General features: G+C 65.3%; 16 protein-coding genes and 1 pseudogene. 14 read left to right on the forward strand and 3 right to left on the reverse strand.

What is annotated here, in order from left to right; all coding sequences use genetic code 11:
- Positions 1-205 precede the first annotated feature (205 nt).
- The 8 genes and pseudogenes from CA260_RS08715 (at position 206) to truD (ending at position 8,120) form a co-directional block, all read left to right on the forward strand.
- The gene (locus tag CA260_RS08715; RefSeq protein WP_111982329.1) at positions 206-1,876 is read left to right on the forward strand and encodes a CTP synthase; all 1,671 of its coding nucleotides are present in this window, start codon (positions 206-208) and stop codon (positions 1,874-1,876) included.
- The gene (gene kdsA / locus CA260_RS08720; RefSeq protein ID WP_111982330.1) at positions 1,873-2,706 is read left to right on the forward strand and encodes a 3-deoxy-8-phosphooctulonate synthase; all 834 of its coding nucleotides are present in this window, start codon (positions 1,873-1,875) and stop codon (positions 2,704-2,706) included. Before CA260_RS08715 ends, kdsA begins: the two co-directional genes overlap by 4 nt.
- Before the next feature lie 93 nt (positions 2,707-2,799).
- Positions 2,800-4,115, forward strand: a pseudogene (eno, locus tag CA260_RS08725) (phosphopyruvate hydratase).
- A gap of 19 nt (positions 4,116-4,134) precedes the next feature.
- The gene (ftsB, locus tag CA260_RS08730) at positions 4,135-4,458 is read left to right on the forward strand and encodes a cell division protein FtsB (protein WP_111982331.1); all 324 of its coding nucleotides are present in this window, start codon (positions 4,135-4,137) and stop codon (positions 4,456-4,458) included.
- Position 4,459: 1 nt separating this feature from the next.
- On the forward strand, positions 4,460-5,149 hold the full coding sequence (ispD, locus tag CA260_RS08735; protein WP_111982332.1) for a 2-C-methyl-D-erythritol 4-phosphate cytidylyltransferase: 690 nt from the start codon (positions 4,460-4,462) through the stop codon (positions 5,147-5,149).
- 16 nt (positions 5,150-5,165) lie between these two features.
- The gene (gene ispF, locus CA260_RS08740) at positions 5,166-5,639 is read left to right on the forward strand and encodes a 2-C-methyl-D-erythritol 2,4-cyclodiphosphate synthase (RefSeq protein ID WP_111983077.1); all 474 of its coding nucleotides are present in this window, start codon (positions 5,166-5,168) and stop codon (positions 5,637-5,639) included.
- The gene (gene mgtE, locus CA260_RS08745; protein ID WP_111982333.1) at positions 5,636-7,054 is read left to right on the forward strand and encodes a magnesium transporter; all 1,419 of its coding nucleotides are present in this window, start codon (positions 5,636-5,638) and stop codon (positions 7,052-7,054) included. Before ispF ends, mgtE begins: the two co-directional genes overlap by 4 nt.
- Before the next feature lie 52 nt (positions 7,055-7,106).
- A complete protein-coding gene (gene truD, locus CA260_RS08750) occupies positions 7,107-8,120 on the forward strand; it encodes a tRNA pseudouridine(13) synthase TruD (RefSeq protein ID WP_111982334.1) in 1,014 nt (337 codons plus the stop codon).
- A gap of 895 nt (positions 8,121-9,015) precedes the next feature.
- Here truD and CA260_RS08755 read toward each other — a convergent pair.
- Positions 9,016-9,561, reverse strand: coding sequence for a Smr/MutS family protein (locus CA260_RS08755; RefSeq protein ID WP_111982335.1), 546 nt, complete (start codon positions 9,559-9,561; stop codon positions 9,016-9,018).
- 182 nt (positions 9,562-9,743) lie between these two features.
- On the opposite strand from CA260_RS08755, the gene surE reads away from it, so the two are divergent.
- The 4 genes from surE to CA260_RS08775 all read left to right on the forward strand — a co-directional run bounded on the left by surE (position 9,744) and on the right by CA260_RS08775 (position 13,065).
- Positions 9,744-10,535, forward strand: coding sequence for a 5'/3'-nucleotidase SurE (surE, locus tag CA260_RS08760; protein WP_111982336.1), 792 nt, complete (start codon positions 9,744-9,746; stop codon positions 10,533-10,535).
- 4 nt (positions 10,536-10,539) lie between these two features.
- On the forward strand, positions 10,540-11,220 hold the full coding sequence (locus tag CA260_RS08765; protein ID WP_111982337.1) for a protein-L-isoaspartate(D-aspartate) O-methyltransferase: 681 nt from the start codon (positions 10,540-10,542) through the stop codon (positions 11,218-11,220).
- Positions 11,221-11,410: 190 nt separating this feature from the next.
- Positions 11,411-12,019, forward strand: coding sequence for a YqaA family protein (locus CA260_RS08770; RefSeq protein WP_111982338.1), 609 nt, complete (start codon positions 11,411-11,413; stop codon positions 12,017-12,019).
- A 65-nt stretch (positions 12,020-12,084) separates the two neighbouring features.
- Positions 12,085-13,065: a peptidoglycan DD-metalloendopeptidase family protein gene (locus CA260_RS08775; protein ID WP_111983078.1), complete on the forward strand. Its 981-nt coding sequence runs from the start codon at positions 12,085-12,087 to the stop codon at positions 13,063-13,065.
- A gap of 105 nt (positions 13,066-13,170) precedes the next feature.
- Here CA260_RS08775 and CA260_RS08780 read toward each other — a convergent pair whose 3' ends face one another.
- Both CA260_RS08780 and yhbY read right to left on the reverse strand, forming a co-directional pair.
- Positions 13,171-13,545, reverse strand: a complete 375-nt coding sequence (locus CA260_RS08780) for an Mth938-like domain-containing protein (protein WP_111982339.1) — start codon at positions 13,543-13,545, stop codon at positions 13,171-13,173.
- The gene (yhbY, locus tag CA260_RS08785) at positions 13,545-13,841 is read right to left on the reverse strand and encodes a ribosome assembly RNA-binding protein YhbY (protein ID WP_111982340.1); all 297 of its coding nucleotides are present in this window, start codon (positions 13,839-13,841) and stop codon (positions 13,545-13,547) included. The genes CA260_RS08780 and yhbY overlap by 1 nt, the downstream gene beginning before the upstream one ends.
- 83 nt (positions 13,842-13,924) lie before the next feature.
- Between yhbY and rlmE the strand changes: the two genes are divergently transcribed.
- Together rlmE and ftsH are read left to right on the forward strand one after the other, a co-directional pair.
- Positions 13,925-14,575 (forward strand): 23S rRNA (uridine(2552)-2'-O)-methyltransferase RlmE, encoded by a 651-nt coding sequence (gene rlmE, locus CA260_RS08790; protein ID WP_111982341.1) that lies wholly within the window; start codon positions 13,925-13,927, stop codon positions 14,573-14,575.
- Entirely contained in the window at positions 14,572-16,521 is a 1,950-nt protein-coding gene (ftsH, locus tag CA260_RS08795) for an ATP-dependent zinc metalloprotease FtsH (protein ID WP_172461758.1), read from the forward strand. Before rlmE ends, ftsH begins: the two co-directional genes overlap by 4 nt.
- The last annotated feature ends 173 nt before the right edge of the window (positions 16,522-16,694 follow it).

Below are 16,694 nucleotides of genomic sequence, written 5' to 3' on the forward strand. Positions count from 1 at the left end.
AGGGCGAAGGGCGAAGGGCGAAGGGCGAAGGGCGAAGGGCGAAGGGCGAAGGGCGAAGGGCAATGGCGCGGGTGGCCCTCCTAAAGCCCAGACGACGTGGCCCCAAAGCGTTTGCCTGAAGGGAGGCCGCTCGGTGCCGTTTTCAAGGTCTCGCCGCGAGACCGTTCTTCCTCTAAAATGCCGATTTCCAGCACGGCTGCATCCCATGACCCCCCTGATTTTCGTCACCGGCGGTGTGGTGTCCTCGCTTGGCAAGGGCATCGCCGCGGCGTCGCTGGCTTCCATCCTGGAAGCGCGTGGCCTCTCGGTCACCATGATGAAGCTCGATCCGTACATCAACGTGGATCCGGGCACCATGAGTCCCTTCCAGCACGGCGAGGTCTACGTGACCGACGACGGCGCCGAGACCGACCTGGACCTGGGCCACTACGAGCGCTTCGTCCATACCCGTCTCACGGGCAAGAATTCCATCACCACGGGCCAGATCTACGAATCGGTGATCCGCAAGGAGCGCCGCGGCGACTATCTCGGCAACACCGTGCAGGTCATCCCGCACATCACCGACGAGATCAAGCACTGCATCCACGAGGCCACCCGCGGCTTCGACGTGGCGCTGGTCGAGATCGGCGGCACCGTGGGCGACATCGAGTCGCTGCCGTTCCTCGAGGCCGCCCGCCAGATGCGCATCGAGCACGGCCCGGAAAAGTGCCTGTTCATGCACCTGACCCTGGTGCCGTACATCAAGGCGGCCGGCGAGATCAAGACCAAGCCGACCCAGCACTCGGTAAAGGAGCTGCGCTCCATCGGTATCCAGCCGGACGTGCTGCTGTGCCGCTGCGAGCAGCCGCTGCCCGACGGCGAGCGCCGCAAGATCGCGCTGTTCACCAACGTCCCCGAGAACGCCGTGATCAGCGCGGCCGACGTGGACATCATCTACAAGCAACCGTTGTGGCTGCACAAGCAGGGCCTCGACGAGATCGTGGTCAAGCGCCTGAACCTGCAGGCCGGCCCGGCCGACCTGTCCTCGTGGCAGCGCACGGTCGATGCCGTGGAAAACCCGAAGGACGAGGTCACCGTGGCCATCGTCGGCAAGTACGTCGAGCACAAGGACGCCTACAAGTCCCTGGGCGAGGCGCTGCGCCATGGCGGCATCAAGCAGCAGACCCGCGTCAATCTCAACTGGGTTGATTCGGAGCAGGTCGAGGCCGAAGGCGCCGCCAAGGTGCTTGGCAGCGCCGACGCCATCCTGGTGCCGGGCGGTTTCGGCAAGCGCGGCTTCGAAGGCAAGGTGCTGGCCGCCAAGTACGCCCGCGAGAAGGGCGTGCCGTATTTCGGCATCTGCTACGGCATGCATGCCGCGGTGGTCGATTTCGCGCGCAATGTCGCCGGTCTCACCGATGCCGATTCCAGCGAGAACGACCGCAACACGCCGAACCCGGTGATCGGCCTCATCACCGAGTGGACCACGGCCACCGGCGAGATCGAACAGCGCAACGAGCGCTCGGACCTGGGCGGCACCATGCGCCTGGGTGCGCAGGAGTGCCGCCTCAAGGCCGGCACGCTGGCCCGCCAGCTTTACGGTCAGGACGTGGTGCGCGAGCGCCATCGCCATCGCTACGAGTTCAACAACCGCTATCGCCAGTCCTTCGAGGATCTGGGGCTGGTGATCTCCGGCAAGTCAATGGACGACCTGCTAGTGGAGATCGTCGAGCTGCCGCAGCAGAAGCACCCGTGGTTCCTCGGCTGCCAGGCGCATCCGGAATTCACCTCCACCCCGCGCGACGGCCACCCGCTGTTCATCGGCTTCGTGCAGTCCGCCCGCGAGTTCAAGGCGGTGCGCGAGGGTGAGCGTCTCGCCAAGGAGTCCGTTGCATGAAGTTGTGCGGATTTGAAATCGGCCTCGACCAGCCTCTGTTCCTGATCGCCGGCCCCTGTGTGGTCGAATCCGAACAGCTGCAGATGGATACCGCCGGCAAGCTCAAGGAAATCACCGCCAAGCTCGGCATCCACTTCATCTTCAAGTCCAGCTTCGACAAGGCCAACCGCTCTTCCGGCAACAGCTTTCGCGGTCCGGGCATGGAAGCGGGCCTGAAGATCCTGGCCGAAGTGAAGCGCCAGCTCGGCGTGCCTGTGCTCACCGACGTGCACGAGTACACGCCGATGGACGAAGTGGCCGCCGTGGTCGACGTGCTGCAGACGCCGGCCTTCCTGTGCCGCCAGACCGATTTCATCCAGAACGTGGCGCGCGCCGGCAAGCCGGTGAACATCAAGAAGGGCCAGTTCCTCGCGCCGTGGGACATGAAGAACGTGGTCGAGAAGGCCAAGGCCGTCGGCAATGACGACATCCTGGTCTGCGAGCGCGGCGCGAGCTTCGGCTACAACAACCTGGTGTCGGACATGCGCTCGCTGAGCGTGATGCGCGATACCGGCTGCCCGGTGGTGTTCGACGCCACCCACTCGGTGCAGCTGCCGGGCGGGCAGGGCACCAGTTCGGGCGGCCAGCGCGAATTCGTGCCGGTGCTGGCGCGTGCAGCGGTGGCCGTGGGCGTCTCGGGCCTGTTCGCGGAAACGCATCCCAACCCGGAAAAAGCCCTGAGCGACGGCCCCAACGCCTGGCCGCTCGGCAAGATGGAAGCGCTATTGGAAACCCTGCTCGAACTCGACCAGGTGACCAAGCGCCACACCTTCCTGGAACACACGCTCTGATTCGCCGCGGGGAGGCGCGAATGAAGCGAACTCCCCTCAAATCAGGCAGGATGTTTCCCCCTCGCTTCATTCACCTCATCAAGCTACGGACCCATGAGCACAGAAATCACCCGCATCCACGCACGTGAAATCCTCGATTCCCGCGGCAATCCCACGCTTGAAGCGGAAGTGACCCTTGCTGGCGGCGGCTTTGGCCGCGCCGCGGTGCCGAGCGGTGCGTCGACGGGTTCGCGTGAAGCGGTTGAGTTGCGCGATGGCGACAAATCGCGTTACCTGGGCAAAGGCGTGAAGAACGCGGTGCTCAACGTCAACAACTCCATCGCCAGCGAGCTGAAGGGCTTTGATGCCGCTAACCAGGGCGGCCTGGACGCCAAGCTGATCAACCTCGACGGCACGCCGAACAAGGGCAAGCTGGGCGCCAACGCCATCCTCGGCGTGTCCATGGCTGCCGCGCACGCCGTCGCCGCGCAGAACCGCCAGCCGCTGTGGCAGTACCTCGCCAGCATCAATGGCACGACCGGCAAGCCGGGCGCGCTGCCGGTGCCGATGATGAACATCATCAACGGCGGTGCGCACGCCGACAACAACGTCGACGTGCAGGAATTCATGGTGCTGCCGGTGGGCGCATCGAGCTTCGCCGAAGCACTGCGTGCCGGTGCCGAGATCTTCCACGCGCTCAAGAGCGTGCTGAAGGGCAAGGGCCTGAACACCGCCGTGGGTGACGAAGGCGGTTTCGCGCCGAACCTGCGCTCCAATGTCGAAGCGCTGGACACCATCCTCGAGGCGGTCAACAAGGCTGGCTACAAGGTGGGCAGCGACATCCTGCTCGGCCTCGACGTGGCCAGCTCGGAATTCTTCAAGGACGGCAAGTACGACCTGGAAGGCGAGGGGAAGGTGTTCACGCCGGAGCAGTGGGTCGACGTGCTGGCCAGCTGGGCCAAGCAGTACCCGATCGTCACCATCGAGGACGGCATGGGCGAGGGCGACTGGACCGGCTGGAAGCACCTGACCGACAAGCTCGGCCAGAGCGTGCAGCTGGTGGGCGACGACCTGTTCGTCACCAACCCGACGATCTTCCAGGAAGGCATCGACAAGAAGATCGCCAACGCCATCCTCATCAAGGTGAACCAGATCGGCACGCTGTCCGAGACGCTGGAAGCCATCGCCATGGCCGATGCCGCCAAGTACGCCGCGATCGTCTCGCATCGCTCGGGCGAAACGGAAGACACCACCATCGCCGACATCGCCGTGGCCTGAACACCGCGACTCAGATCAAGACCGGTTCGCTGTGCCGCACCGACCGCGTCGCCAAGTACAACCAGCTGCTGCGCATCGAAGAGGCGCTGGGCTCGGCGGCGACCTACGCCGGTCGCAACGCCTTCCCGAACCTCGCTCACCTGCCGGGCTGACAGGGAGCGACGATCGCCGATGCTGCGTTGGGTCGCCCTGGTTCTTATCGTTCTGCTGATCGCGCTGCAGATGAAGCTGTGGCACGGCAACGGCGGCGTGCGCGAGGTGGAAACCTTGCGCGCGGCGGTGAAAAAGCAGGGCGAGGACAACGACAAGCTGCAACAGCGCAACCAGGCGCTGGGCGCTGACGTGGACGACCTCAAGCATGGCGAGCAGGCCGTCGAAGCGCGCGCACGCGCCGAGCTGGGCCTGATCAAGCCGGGCGAAACGTTCTACCAGGTGGTCGAAAAGCCGGGCGCCAACCAGGTGCCCGCGCCGGCCGCTTCCACCGGCGCGCATTGACATGGCGCCCCTGTGGTGCGTGGTGCCGGCAGCGGGTCGCGGCACCCGGGTCGGTGGCGATCTTCCCAAGCAATACCTGCCGCTCGCAGGGCGTCCGCTGATCCTGCATACGCTGGACCGGCTGGCCGCGCACCCCCTCATCGCCGGCCTGATGGTGGTGCTGGGCGCGGGTGACGAGCTCTGGCCATCCGTTGGCCTGCTTGGCAGCAAGCCGGTGCTGACCGCCATCGGGGGGGCCGAGCGTTGCGATTCCGTGCTGGCGGGCCTTAATGCGCTTCCCTCCGGCGTGGGCGAAGACGCATTCGTACTGGTGCACGACGCCGCGCGCCCCTGCGTGCGGGAAGCTGATATCACCCGGTTGATCGAACGTGGCGTGCTAGCCGGCGGCGGGCTGCTGGGCGCGCCGCTGCGCGATACGCTCAAGCGCGCCGGCGCCGACGGGCGCAGCCACGAAACCGAGCCGCGCGACCATCGCTGGCGCGCCTTCACGCCGCAGATGTTCCGCCGGGGTGATCTTTCGCAGGCACTGCGGGCAGCATCGGCGGCCGGCGTGACGGTGAGTGACGAGGCAATGGCGATGGAGCGGGTGGGGTTTTCGCCTTTGCTGGTGGAGGGCGCCGAGGACAACATCAAGGTGACGACGGCCGCGGATTTCGCGCTGGCCGAATTCCTGTTGCCGCGGACGAAGTAAGGAGCGACACACGATGATGCGGATCGGCCAGGGCTTCGATGTCCACGTCTTTGGCGAGGGCGACCATGTGATGCTCGGCGGCGTGCGCGTCCCGCACAGCCGTGGCGTGGTAGCGCATTCCGATGGCGACGTGGTGATCCACGCCCTGTGCGATGCGATCTTCGGTGCGTTGGCACTGGGCGATATCGGTCGCCATTTCCCGCCGAGCCAGGAGCAATGGCGCAATGCGGACAGCAGGGTGTTCCTGCGCCACGCCGCGAAGCTCATGCGTGAGCACGGCTATGCGCTGGGCAACGCCGACGTCACGGTGATTTGCGAAGCGCCCAAGGTGGGGCCGCATTCCCTGGCGATGCGCGAAGCCGTGGCCGAAGAGCTGGGCACCGACATCAGCCGCGTGAGCATCAAGGCGACCACCACGGAGAAGCTGGGTTTCACCGGTCGTGGCGAAGGCATCGCCGCCCAGGCCTGCGTGTTGCTGGTCATGGCATGAGCGAGGCCGGCGCCCGCGGCTCGGCTTCGCGCCTGCACGAGCAGCTCGACCTCATCAGCGAGTTGCTGCGCAAGCTGCGCAGGCCGGGCCATCTGCCCCAGCCCGGCACCGACCAGGGTTTCCGTGAAAGCCAGCTCGAACTGCAGCGCCTGCTCGATGCGCTGCATCCCGCCGACATCGCATACGTGCTTGAGGCGCTCCCGCTGGAAGACCGCCTGGCCATCTGGCAACGGGTGAAGGCCGATCGCGACGGCGAAATCCTGCTGGAAGTATCCGACGCGGTGCGCGAATCGCTCATCGCGGACATGGACGATCACGAGATCCTCGCCGCGGTCGAACCGCTCGATGCGGACGAATTGGCCGACCTCGTCGAAGACCTTCCCACCGAGGTGCTGCCCGAGCTGATGGCCAGCCTCGACGCGCAGCAGCGCGAGCGCGTGCAGGCGGCGTTGTCCTATCCGGACGACCAGGTCGGCGCGTTGATGGATTTCGAGATGGTCACCATCCGCGAAGACATCACGCTGGAGACCGTGCTGCGTTACCTGCGCCGCTTCGACGAGCTGCCGGCGCAGACCGACAAGTTGTTCGTGATCAATCAGGACAACCTGCTCACCGGCGTACTGCCGCTGCATTGGCTACTGGTCAATTCGCCGGAAAAAACGGTGAGCGAGGTGATGGCGCCGGACGTCAACACCTTTCATCCCACCGACGACGCCTACGAGGCCGCGCAGGCTTTTGAGCGCTACGACCTGGTGACCGCTCCGGTAGTCGATGGCAGTGGGCACCTGATCGGACGCATCACCATCGATGCGATGGTGGACGTGCTGCGCGAGGAAAGCGAAAGCGAAGCGCTGAGTCGCGGCGGCCTGCGCGAAGAAGAGGACATCTTCGCCTCGGCCTGGAAATCCGTGCGCAACCGCTGGGCGTGGCTGGCGATCAATCTGGTCACCGCCTTCATTGCCTCGCGCGTCATCGGCCTGTTCGAAGGTTCTATCCAGCACTTGGTTGCACTGGCCGCCTTGATGCCCATCGTCGCCGGCATCGGCGGCAATTCCGGCAACCAGACCATCACCATGATCGTGCGCGCGCTGGCGCTGGACCAGATTTCTCCCGCAAGCGCCCGGCGGCTGTGGGGCAAGGAAAGCGTCGTCGCGCTGGTCAACGGCCTGGTCTGGGGCAGTGTGATCGGTACGGTGGCGTGGATGCTCTATGACAACCTGCCACTCGGCGTGGTGATGACTGCCGCCATGACGTTGAACCTGGTGCTGGCGGCGTTCTGTGGCGTGGGTATTCCCTTGCTGATGACGAAGCTGGGACGCGATCCCGCGCTGGGCTCCAGCGTGATGATCACTGCCATGACCGACTCGGGCGGTTTCTTCATTTTTCTCGGCCTCGCCACGCTGTTCCTGATGTAATGCGCCGTTCGCGCACCTTATTTCCTGATGCCGGCATGGCCGGCGGAGTCCCATGTCCGATCTCGAACTGCCCTATGCCTACGGCAATCCCTCGCTGACTGCCGTGTTGCGCGCCCATCCCGAGGATTTCCAGGTGGAGGAAATCCTCGGCTATGACGCCGACGGCGAAGGCGAGCACGCACTGCTGTGGGTGGAGAAGCGCGGCTCCAATACGGATTGGGTCGCGAAGGAGCTTGCGCGTTTCGCCGGGGTGCCGCCGCTCAATGTCGGTTACGCCGGCCTCAAGGATCGCCATGCCGTCACGCGCCAGACCTTCTCGGTGCAGCTGGCGGGCAAGCCCGACCCCGATTGGTCCACGTTCCCGCACGCGGAGGTGAAGGTGCTGGCAGCCACGCGCCACAAGCGCAAGCTGAAGCGCGGCGCACTGCGTGGCAATCGTTTCGTACTGGTGCTGCGCGACGCACAGGGCGATCGCGGCGTGGCCGAGCAGGTGCTTGGCCAGATCGCGCAACGCGGGGTGCCCAATTATTTCGGTGAACAGCGTTTCGGGCGCGAAGGCGGCAACGTCGCGCAGGCCCGGGCCATGTTCGCGGGACGCCGCGTCGATCGCGACAAGCGGCATTTCCTTCTCTCTGCGGCGCGCTCGCATATCTTCAACGGCGTGCTTGCCGCACGCGTGGAGCAGGGCAGCTGGGATTCGCCGATGGAAGGCGAAATCTGGGCGCTGGATGGCTCGCGCTCGTGGTTCGGTCCGGAACCGTTCGACGCCGTGCTTTCCGAGCGATTGGCGAAAGGCGATATCCATCCCTCGGGTCCGCTGTGGGGCCGCGGCGAGACGCCCGCCCAGGCGGACGCGGCTGCGTTGGAGAACGCAATTGCGGCGGCAAACGCCGATCTTTCCGATGGCTTGGTCGCCGCCAAGATGGATCAGGAGCGTCGCGCGCTGCGCATGATTCCGCGTAACCTCAACTGGCGCTGGCTGGAAGGTAATGCGCTGGAGTTGAGCTTCGAGTTGCCCGCAGGTGCTTATGCGACGACGGTGGTGAGGGAGTTGGCGAGGACGTAGGCGACAGTCGCCCTTCCTCCGATAGAGTGCGTCGGTAGACGCAGTCGTCTCCGCGCCGCCTCCTGTAGGAGCGCACCCTGTGCGCGACATCCTTTCGCGTCGGTCTCCATGTTCGTGGTCCCGGCGCAGGCCGGACGGAGTGCGGAGCGCGCAGAACGCCTGAAGGGGCGTGCGCGCGAGGCATCCAGTGGCGTCAGTCTTCGATTGTGGCGCTGCCCCCAACGGGCCGCTTATGCAGCGGCAATCCTTAAGTCCTTTTTGCATCAAGTCCTTTTTGCATCGGCGCGTTGCGGTGTAGCGGCACCGTGTGAGGTAGTAACGAGCGCATCCCGACTAACCTCGGTCGTCCGACGCTTCTATCCCACATATCGCTATGAGCCCTGGCTCTGAAGGCCGTTTTCTTTGGGTTACTTTTGACGCGAAGCTAATCCCGTGGGACTTTGACTTCGGGCTGGCGCCCTCCGCCCTTCCTCGCCCCTCAAAGCCGGCGCCATCCATGGCGCCTCCACGCGTGCGGGCCGGCTTCGCCGTTCGCATGCAGAGAGTGCGTGCGTGGGCCGGCAAAAGAAAAGTGACTCGAGCTTCCCACAGGGCTAGCTTCGCGTCGCCCCACAGGGACTAGCTTCGCGTCGCCGGCAGGAGATCGAAACGCCCGCTGCGTCCCACGGGGATTCCCTTCGGTCGCAAGCGGCAGGCTCGCGGCAGCGCGGCAACTGAAGGGCGTAGCCGCTCTCAGCTAGAGCGAGAAACATGTAGGTCAGCGCGAAAGGCTGTCGCGCACAGGGTGCGCTCCTACAATTTAAGAGACGGCGATTGCGCGGGGATGGCGCCGCAAAGCTAGCGCGCGCCCCGGGGCGTCACAACGAATAGAATAGTGACAGGGACGAGCAATACTTCACCCCTTCAAAAGCACCACCACCGCCCCCGTTCCCCCCTGCATCGGCCTGGCCGAAGCAAACGCCACCACATCATCACGTCGCCTCAACATCCGGTCCGTCAGCACCTTCAACACCGGGCCGGCCGCGCGCGAGCGCAATCCCTTGCCGTGAACGATACGCACGCAGCGGATGCCCCTTCGCTTGGCGTCAGCCAGGAAATCGTTGATGCAGGCCTGCGCCGCGGCAGCGTTCATCTGGTGCAGGTCGATATCGTCCTGCACGCTGAACTGGCCCCGCTTGAGCTGGCGCAGCAGTTTGGGCGGATAGCCGTCCCGCAGGTAGCTCAGTTCTTCGCCCACTTCGAGCAGCGAGGGATCGAAGGCCATGTCCAGCAGTTCGCCCGGTACGGCGGCCTCGTCCGCTTCGAACATGCGCGGCTCCGGAGCCGGCTTGGGCGCGGCGGGCGGGGGCGCCACCGGATCGAAAGCCTTCACCTCGCCGATCGCCTCGCGAAACAGGCGAGCGTCATCGTCGGAGACCTGGGCAGGAGGGCGATGTTTCATGCCTGCATCGTAATGCAGCGCGAGGATGTCGGCGTCGCGTCAGCCATGAGCCAGCCTGAGACGGACTCCGCGCTCCTGGCCGGCCGATGTGAAACCATCGTCCCGGTCCGGTAGACTTCAGGCTTCACCTGGCGCATTTCGTCGAGAACGAAGGCGCTGCGATTGGCTTTGAACGGATCATCATGCGAGTTCTGGTTTCAAACGACGACGGCGTGGATGCACCTGGCATCCGCGTGCTCGCCGAGCGCCTCGGCGCGGTCGGCCAAGTCACGGTGGTGGCACCGGATCGAGACCGCTCCGGCGCCAGCAATTCCCTCACGCTGGACGCTCCCATCCGCGCGCTGCGGATGGACAACGGCTATTACCGCGTCGCCGGCACGCCGACCGATTGCGTACACCTGGCGCTGGCGGGCATGCTCGACTACGAGCCCGACATCGTGGTGTCCGGCATCAACAATTCCGCCAACCTCGGCGACGACGTGATCTATTCCGGCACCGTGTCCGCGGCGATGGAAGGGCGCTTTCTCGGCCTGCCTGCCATCGCCGTGTCGCTGGTGAGCAAGGACCATAACGGCGTCCACTACGAATCGGCGGCGAACGCGGTACTGCGGTTGATGCAGCGACTGCTGGTCGACCCGCTGCCGGCCGACACGATCCTCAACGTCAACGTGCCCGATCGCCCGTGGGATGAAATCCACGGTTTCGAAGTCACCCGCCTGGGCAAGCGCCATCGTTCCGCGCCGTGCATCAAGCAGACCGATCCCCGTGGCAAGACCATCTGGTGGATTGGCCCCGCGGGCGACGTGGACGACGCCGGCCCGGGCACCGACTTCAACGCGGTGCGTCGCGGTTATGTGTCGGTGACGCCCATCCATGTGGACCTCACGCGCTTCCAGGCGCTGGAAAAGGTCAGCAGCTGGGTCGGTGCGTTGAACGAAGGCGTCGGCGGCAAAAACGCCGAAGAGGCGGCGTGAGGGCATGAACGTGCATCCATTGCCGCCATCCGCATTGAAAGGCGAGGGCATGACCTCGCAGCGCGCGCGCGATCGCCTCGCGACCAAGCTCAAGGAAGAGGGCATCCGCGACCAGCGCGTGATCGACGTGATCCGCAATACGCCGCGCCACCATTTCATCGACCAGGCGTTGCACTCGCGCGCCTACGAAAACACCGCGCTGCCGATCGGCCATGGCCAGACCATCTCCCAGCCGTGGGTGGTGGCGCGCATGACCGAGGCGCTGCTGGAATTCGGCGTGCCGCAGAAAGTGCTGGAGATCGGCACCGGCTCCGGCTACCAGGCCGTGGTGCTCGCGCAAGTGGTGCCACAGATCTACACGGTCGAGCGCATCGAAGAGCTGTTGCGCCAGGCACGCCGTCGCTTCCGCCAGCTGGGCCTGAGCAACATCCGCTCGCGTCACGATGACGGCAAGCTCGGCTGGGCCGATGAAGCGCCGTTCGACGCCATCATCCTGACCGCGGCGGGCGATGCGATCCCGCACGCCATCCTCGATCAGCTCGGCCCGACGGGCGTGCTGGTGGCACCGGTCGGTTCGCCGAGCAACCAGATGCTGATCCGCATGCGCGGCGACGGGCAGGGCGATTTCATTCAAGAGGAACTGGGCGCGGTCAGTTTCGTGCCCTTGCTCGGCGGCATCGGTTGATGCGCTCAAGGGCCTTCCTGATGGCTCCGTGTAGCCCGGGCCGGGTCTGTTTGCCCGCATGCCAGCGCCATCACTCGGTTGTGTATCGACATACACGTCCTCATTCTTCCTTGGCCTGCGCGCAAACAGATTCCGGTGCGAGCCACGCGGAGCCATCAAACAGGCCCTACCCACAAGGAAACTCCTGAGCATGCGTCTGTTTGGACCGCTGTATGCGCGCGCACTGACGTGGGCGCGCCACCCAAGGGCCGTGTACTACCTCTGCGGATTGAGCTTCGTCGAGGCTTTCATCTTCCCGATCATGCCGGAAGTGATGCTCGCGCCGATGATGCTCGGCAAGCGTCACAAGGCCTTCTTCTACGCGAACATCAGCCTGCTGTTCTCGCTGCTGGGTTCGTTGGTCGGTTACGCGCTCGGCCATTGGGCGTTCCATGCACTCTCGCCCTTGCTCGATTCGCTGCATCTGCTGGCGCCGATCGAGAAGGGCGTCGACAACCTGCGCATGCAGATGAACGAGCATTGGCTCGGCCTGCTGGTGGTGTTGGCGCTTGCCGCGCTGCAGCCCGTCGTGCCGATGAAGTTCGTGACGTGGGCGGCGGGCATCGTGGGTGTGCCGGTGATTCCGTTCCTGGTCTGCATGGCCGTGGGCCGCGGCAAGCGCGTGTGGTTGCTCGCGCTGCTGATCCGCATTTTCGGCGAGCGCGCCGAGCGCATTCTGCACAAGCACATCGAGCGGATCGGATGGGCGGCGCTCGTGATATTGGCGGCCTTGCTGGCCTGGTGGATCTGGTCGCGCTGAACGATGGCCGTGGCGCTGACGCATCGCAGGTCGCCGTACGCATGAAAATACCGTGCCGCCTCGCTATGCTCATTCCCATGAATGGATATCTCCGGTCGGTCACCCTGACCTCTGCCATCGTGATGCTGGCCGCCTGCGGAACGCAGCGCTCGGTCGTGGTCGAGCCCTCGGCGGGAACGCCGTCTCGCGCCGCGACCACGGTGACGCCGGCGATTCGGCCGGCACCGGGTGGCGTCTATAAGGTCAGCAAGGGCGATACGCTCTATTCGATAGCGTTCCGCAACAAGGTCGATGTTCGCGACCTGGCGAGCTGGAACAACATCGCGGCGCCGTACACCATCTGGCCCGGGCAGGAGCTGAAGCTGGCCGCGCCCAATGGCGCCACGCCGGCGTCCCCGGCGCACGCTGCTCCCGCAGCCGTTGTGGCTGCCAAGCCTGCGACTCCCGCTCCGACGGGCGTACACCCGGCTCCAGCGGCCCAGACGCCAGCAGGCACGCAACCTGCGCCTTCCGGAACAACGGCAGCGCAGACGCCTGCTCCGGCAGCGTCGCTTGCCCCGGCAGCGTCCACCACGCCCGTGGTGCCGGTGGCGGGCGCTCCAGCAGCCACGACCAGCAATACCCCTCCGCCAACGCCTCCGTCGGCCATTGCGCCGGGCGCCACGCGTGCCAACGGCGGCGTGACGTGGCGGTGGCCGGCCGATGGTTCATTGATCAAGCGTTTCCAGTCCGGCGATGCCATTCCCGGCATCGAGATCGCCGGCAAGTCGGGCGATCCCGTGCGCGCTGCCGCCGATGGCGTGGTGGTCTACAGCGGCAATGGCCTGGTGGGCTACGGCGAGCTGATCATCGTCAAGCACAACGACAGCTACTTGTCCGCGTATGGCCACAACAGCAAGCGACTGGTGAAGGAAGGCCAGCGCGTGACCGCGGGGCAGCAGATCGCGGAGATGGGTTCCACCGGCGCGTCGCGCGACGAATTGCAGTTCCAGATCCGCAAGGATGGCAATCCGGTCGATCCGCTGGGTTATCTGCCGTCGCGCTGAGGTTCGGCTGTTGTAGGAGCGCACCCAGTGCGCGACCGCAGCGTGGCAGCAGGTTGTCTTCGTAGGCCTATCGCGCACAGGGTGCGCTCCTACAGAGGGGCGCGATCAGCCCGGCAAAATGAAAGCGACCACGACGCGGCGATGCTCGCCGGCCAGCAGGTCATAGGTGCGCGCCGCGGCGGCGTTGTCCATCACTTCGATGCCCACGCCCTTGCGCAGCAGGCCGGCCATGAAGGCAGGCGCGGGAAACACCTGGCGTTCGCCCGTACCCAGCAGGACGACTTCGGGATCCAATGCGAGGAACGCATCGATATGGCTGGCATCCAGCTCGTTCGATGCCTTCACCGGCCAATCTTCCACGGCACGTTCGGGCGACAGCAGGAAGCTCGAAGTGAGCTCGCGATCGACCACGGTAATGCTGCGTGGACCCACGCGGCGGACGAACAGGTAATTGCCGGGGCGGTCGAGCGAAAGATCCATCAGCGGGGCAGGGCGAGCTTGGGCTCGTCTTCATTGCGGCGGAAAAGCACCACGATATGGCCGATCTGCTGCACGCTCTCTGACCGGGTGCCTTCGGCGAGGAAGTCGATCTGCTGCTGGCGTTCTTCCTTGTCGCCACCGGACAGCTTCACCTTCACGAGCTCATGGTGGGACAGGGCAAGGTCCAGCTCCTTCACCACGGCGTCGGTCGCACCCTTGGCGCCGAGCAGGATGACGGGGTGCAGGTCATGGGCGAGGCTGCGCAGATAGCGGCGTTGCGAGGGGGAAAGTGCCATGCGTTCAGTCTCGGATTCGCTGCGATAGGACCGCTAAGGTTATCATGGGGTCATCTCCCCGTATCTGTGGCCGCCGCCGACCCATGTCTCGCAGCAAAAGCAGTTCCCGCTGGCTGCGGGAACATTTCGATGACGTTTATGTGAAGAAGGCCCAGGCTGAGGGGGCTCGCTCGCGTGCGGTCTACAAGCTGGAAGAGCTGATCGACAAGGATCGGCTGCTCAAGCCAGGCATGCGAGTGGTCGACCTGGGCGCCGCCCCGGGCGGTTGGTCGCAGCTCGTGCGGCAGCGCATGGGCGACAACGGTACGGTGATTGCCATGGACATCCTGCCCATGCAGGGCATCGGCGGGGTGGATTTCCTGCAGGGCGATTTCCGCGAGGAATCGGTCCTGCGCGAACTGGAAAGCCGCCTGCAGGGCCAGCAGGTCGATCTTGTGCTGTCCGACATGGCCCCCAATATGAGTGGTGTGGCCCTGGCCGACCAGATCCGGGCGATGGACCTGGCCGAGCTGGCGCTGGATTTCAGCCGCCAGTGGCTCAAGCCGGGCGGGTCCTTCCTGATCAAGTTGTTCCAGGGGACAGGCTTTGACGAATACATACGCAGCTTGCGCGCAGACTTCACCCGCGTAACGATGCGTAAACCTAAGGCTTCCCGCGCGCGTTCGCGGGAAGTGTATGCATTGGCCACGGGTCGCAAGATCCATGGCGGGCAATCGGGCGAGAACCGTGCATGAATGAAATGGCGAAAAACCTGCTGCTCTGGCTGATCATCGCAGTGGTACTGCTGACGGTGTTCCAGAGCTTCAATCCGCATGGCGCGTCCGCTTCGGATCTGCCCTACAGCAGCTTTGTGCAGAGCGTGGACAACGGCAACGTGGCCTCGGCCACCATCAGCGCTGACCAGCCGGCCACGCTCAGCGGCAAGCTGAAGGACGGCAGCTCATTCCGTACTGTCGCGCCGGTCCTGGGCTGGTCCACCAACTCGGTGGTCAAGCAGATGCAGGACAAGGGCGTCGAGGTCCGCCAGGAGCCGTCCAACAACGGTTTCTCGCTGCTCGGCCTGCTGCTCAACTGGCTGCCGATCATCCTGATCGTGGGCGTGTTCATCTGGTTCATGCGGCAGATGCAGGCCGGCGCGGGTGGCCGCGGCGCCATGAGCTTTGGCCGCTCGCGCGCCAAGCTGCAGGGCGAGGACCAGATCAAGGTCAATTTCAGCGACGTCGCGGGCTGCGACGAAGCGAAGGAAGAAGTGGGCGAGCTGGTCGAGTTCCTGCGCGACCCGGGCAAGTTCCAGAAGCTGGGCGGCAAGATCCCGCGTGGCGTGCTGATGGTGGGCCCGCCGGGCACCGGCAAGACCCTGCTGGCCAAGGCCATCGCGGGCGAGGCCAAGGTGCCGTTCTTCTCGATCTCCGGCTCGGACTTCGTCGAAATGTTCGTCGGCGTGGGCGCCGGCCGCGTGCGCGACATGTTCGAGCAGGCCAAGAAGCACGCGCCGTGCATCGTGTTCATCGACGAAATCGACGCCGTCGGCCGTCATCGCGGCGCCGGCCTGGGCGGCGGCAACGACGAGCGCGAGCAGACGCTGAACCAGCTGCTCGTCGAGATGGACGGCTTCGAAGCCAATTCGGGCGTGATCGTCATCGCCGCGACCAACCGTCCGGACGTGCTCGACCCGGCGCTGCTGCGTCCGGGCCGTTTCGACCGCCAGGTCGTGGTCGGCCTGCCGGACGTGAAGGGCCGCGAGCAGATCCTCAAGGTGCACCTGCGCCGCGTGCCCACGGCTTCCGATGTCGATCCGATGACCATCGCGCGCGGCACGCCTGGCTTCTCGGGTGCGGACCTCGCCAACCTGGTCAACGAGGCTGCATTGTTCGCTGCGCGCGAGAACGCGCGCGAAGTGCGCATGACCCATATGGACAAGGCGCGCGACAAGATCCTGATGGGCACCGAGCGTCGCTCGATGGCCATGAGCGAAGACGAGAAGAAGCTGACCGCTTACCACGAAGCCGGCCACGCCATCGTCGGCCGCCTCGTGCCCGAGCATGATCCGGTCTATAAGGTCACCATCATCCCGCGCGGTCGCGCGCTGGGCGTGACCATGTACCTGCCGGAAGGCGACAAATACAGCATGAACCGCGTGGCGATCCAGTCGCAGCTGTGCTCGCTGTACGGCGGTCGTGTTGCCGAGGCGCTGATCTTCGGCGAAGACAAGGTGACCACGGGTGCCTCCAACGACATCGAGCGCGCCACCAAGATGGCACGCAACATGGCGACCAAGTGGGGGCTGTCCGACAACCTCGGTCCGGTGACCTACGGCGAGGAAGAGGACGAAGTGTTCCTGGGCCGCGCCGTCACGCAGCACAAGAATGTTTCCGACGAGACCGCGCGCAAGATCGACGAGGAAGTGCGCTCCATCCTGGATCGCGCCTACTCGCGCACCAAGGAGCTGCTCACCGAGAACATCGAGAAGCTCCACGTGATGGCTGACGCGCTGCTGCAGTACGAGACCATCGACGCGCACCAGATCGACGACATCATGGCCGGCCGTATTCCGGGACCGCCGGCGGACTGGTCGAAGAACAGCACGAGCAGCTCCACGCCACCGCCTCCGCCGCCGCGCGGCGATACGGGCGCCAAGGTGGGCGACCCTGCCACGCAGAGCCGCTTCGCCGATCGCTGAGCAAAGCACAGCACGACAAAAAAGCGGCCTCATGGCCGCTTTTTTTGCCTTCCATTTCTCGCCGTGCGCTTAGTCCGCGCATTTTGTAGGAGCGCACCCAGTGCGCGACCGAAGCCTCATGGCATGCCTCATCGTTTGGTCGACACACGCGCCACACCATATCGCCCAGACAC

It is taken from the genome of Dyella jiangningensis, assembly GCF_003264855.1.
Lineage (GTDB): Bacteria > Pseudomonadota > Gammaproteobacteria > Xanthomonadales > Rhodanobacteraceae > Dyella > Dyella jiangningensis_C.

Bases quoted from the DNA above. Each gene is read 5' to 3' on its own strand.
- CA260_RS08715 (WP_111982329.1), top strand. From the start codon at position 206: ATGACCCCCCTGATTTTCGTCACCGGCGGTGTGGTGTCCTCGCTTGGC.
- kdsA (WP_111982330.1), top strand. From the start codon at position 1,873: ATGAAGTTGTGCGGATTTGAAATCGGCCTCGACCAGCCTCTGTTCCTG.
- ftsB (WP_111982331.1), top strand. From the start codon at position 4,135: ATGCTGCGTTGGGTCGCCCTGGTTCTTATCGTTCTGCTGATCGCGCTG.
- ispD (WP_111982332.1), top strand. From the start codon at position 4,460: ATGGCGCCCCTGTGGTGCGTGGTGCCGGCAGCGGGTCGCGGCACCCGG.
- ispF (WP_111983077.1), top strand. From the start codon at position 5,166: ATGCGGATCGGCCAGGGCTTCGATGTCCACGTCTTTGGCGAGGGCGAC.
- mgtE (WP_111982333.1), top strand. From the start codon at position 5,636: ATGAGCGAGGCCGGCGCCCGCGGCTCGGCTTCGCGCCTGCACGAGCAG.
- truD (WP_111982334.1), top strand. From the start codon at position 7,107: ATGTCCGATCTCGAACTGCCCTATGCCTACGGCAATCCCTCGCTGACT.
- CA260_RS08755 (WP_111982335.1), bottom strand. From the start codon at position 9,561: ATGAAACATCGCCCTCCTGCCCAGGTCTCCGACGATGACGCTCGCCTG.
- surE (WP_111982336.1), top strand. From the start codon at position 9,744: ATGCGAGTTCTGGTTTCAAACGACGACGGCGTGGATGCACCTGGCATC.
- CA260_RS08765 (WP_111982337.1), top strand. From the start codon at position 10,540: ATGAACGTGCATCCATTGCCGCCATCCGCATTGAAAGGCGAGGGCATG.
- CA260_RS08770 (WP_111982338.1), top strand. From the start codon at position 11,411: ATGCGTCTGTTTGGACCGCTGTATGCGCGCGCACTGACGTGGGCGCGC.
- CA260_RS08775 (WP_111983078.1), top strand. From the start codon at position 12,085: ATGCTCATTCCCATGAATGGATATCTCCGGTCGGTCACCCTGACCTCT.
- CA260_RS08780 (WP_111982339.1), bottom strand. From the start codon at position 13,545: ATGGATCTTTCGCTCGACCGCCCCGGCAATTACCTGTTCGTCCGCCGC.
- yhbY (WP_111982340.1), bottom strand. From the start codon at position 13,841: ATGGCACTTTCCCCCTCGCAACGCCGCTATCTGCGCAGCCTCGCCCAT.
- rlmE (WP_111982341.1), top strand. From the start codon at position 13,925: ATGTCTCGCAGCAAAAGCAGTTCCCGCTGGCTGCGGGAACATTTCGAT.
- ftsH (WP_172461758.1), top strand. From the start codon at position 14,572: ATGAATGAAATGGCGAAAAACCTGCTGCTCTGGCTGATCATCGCAGTG.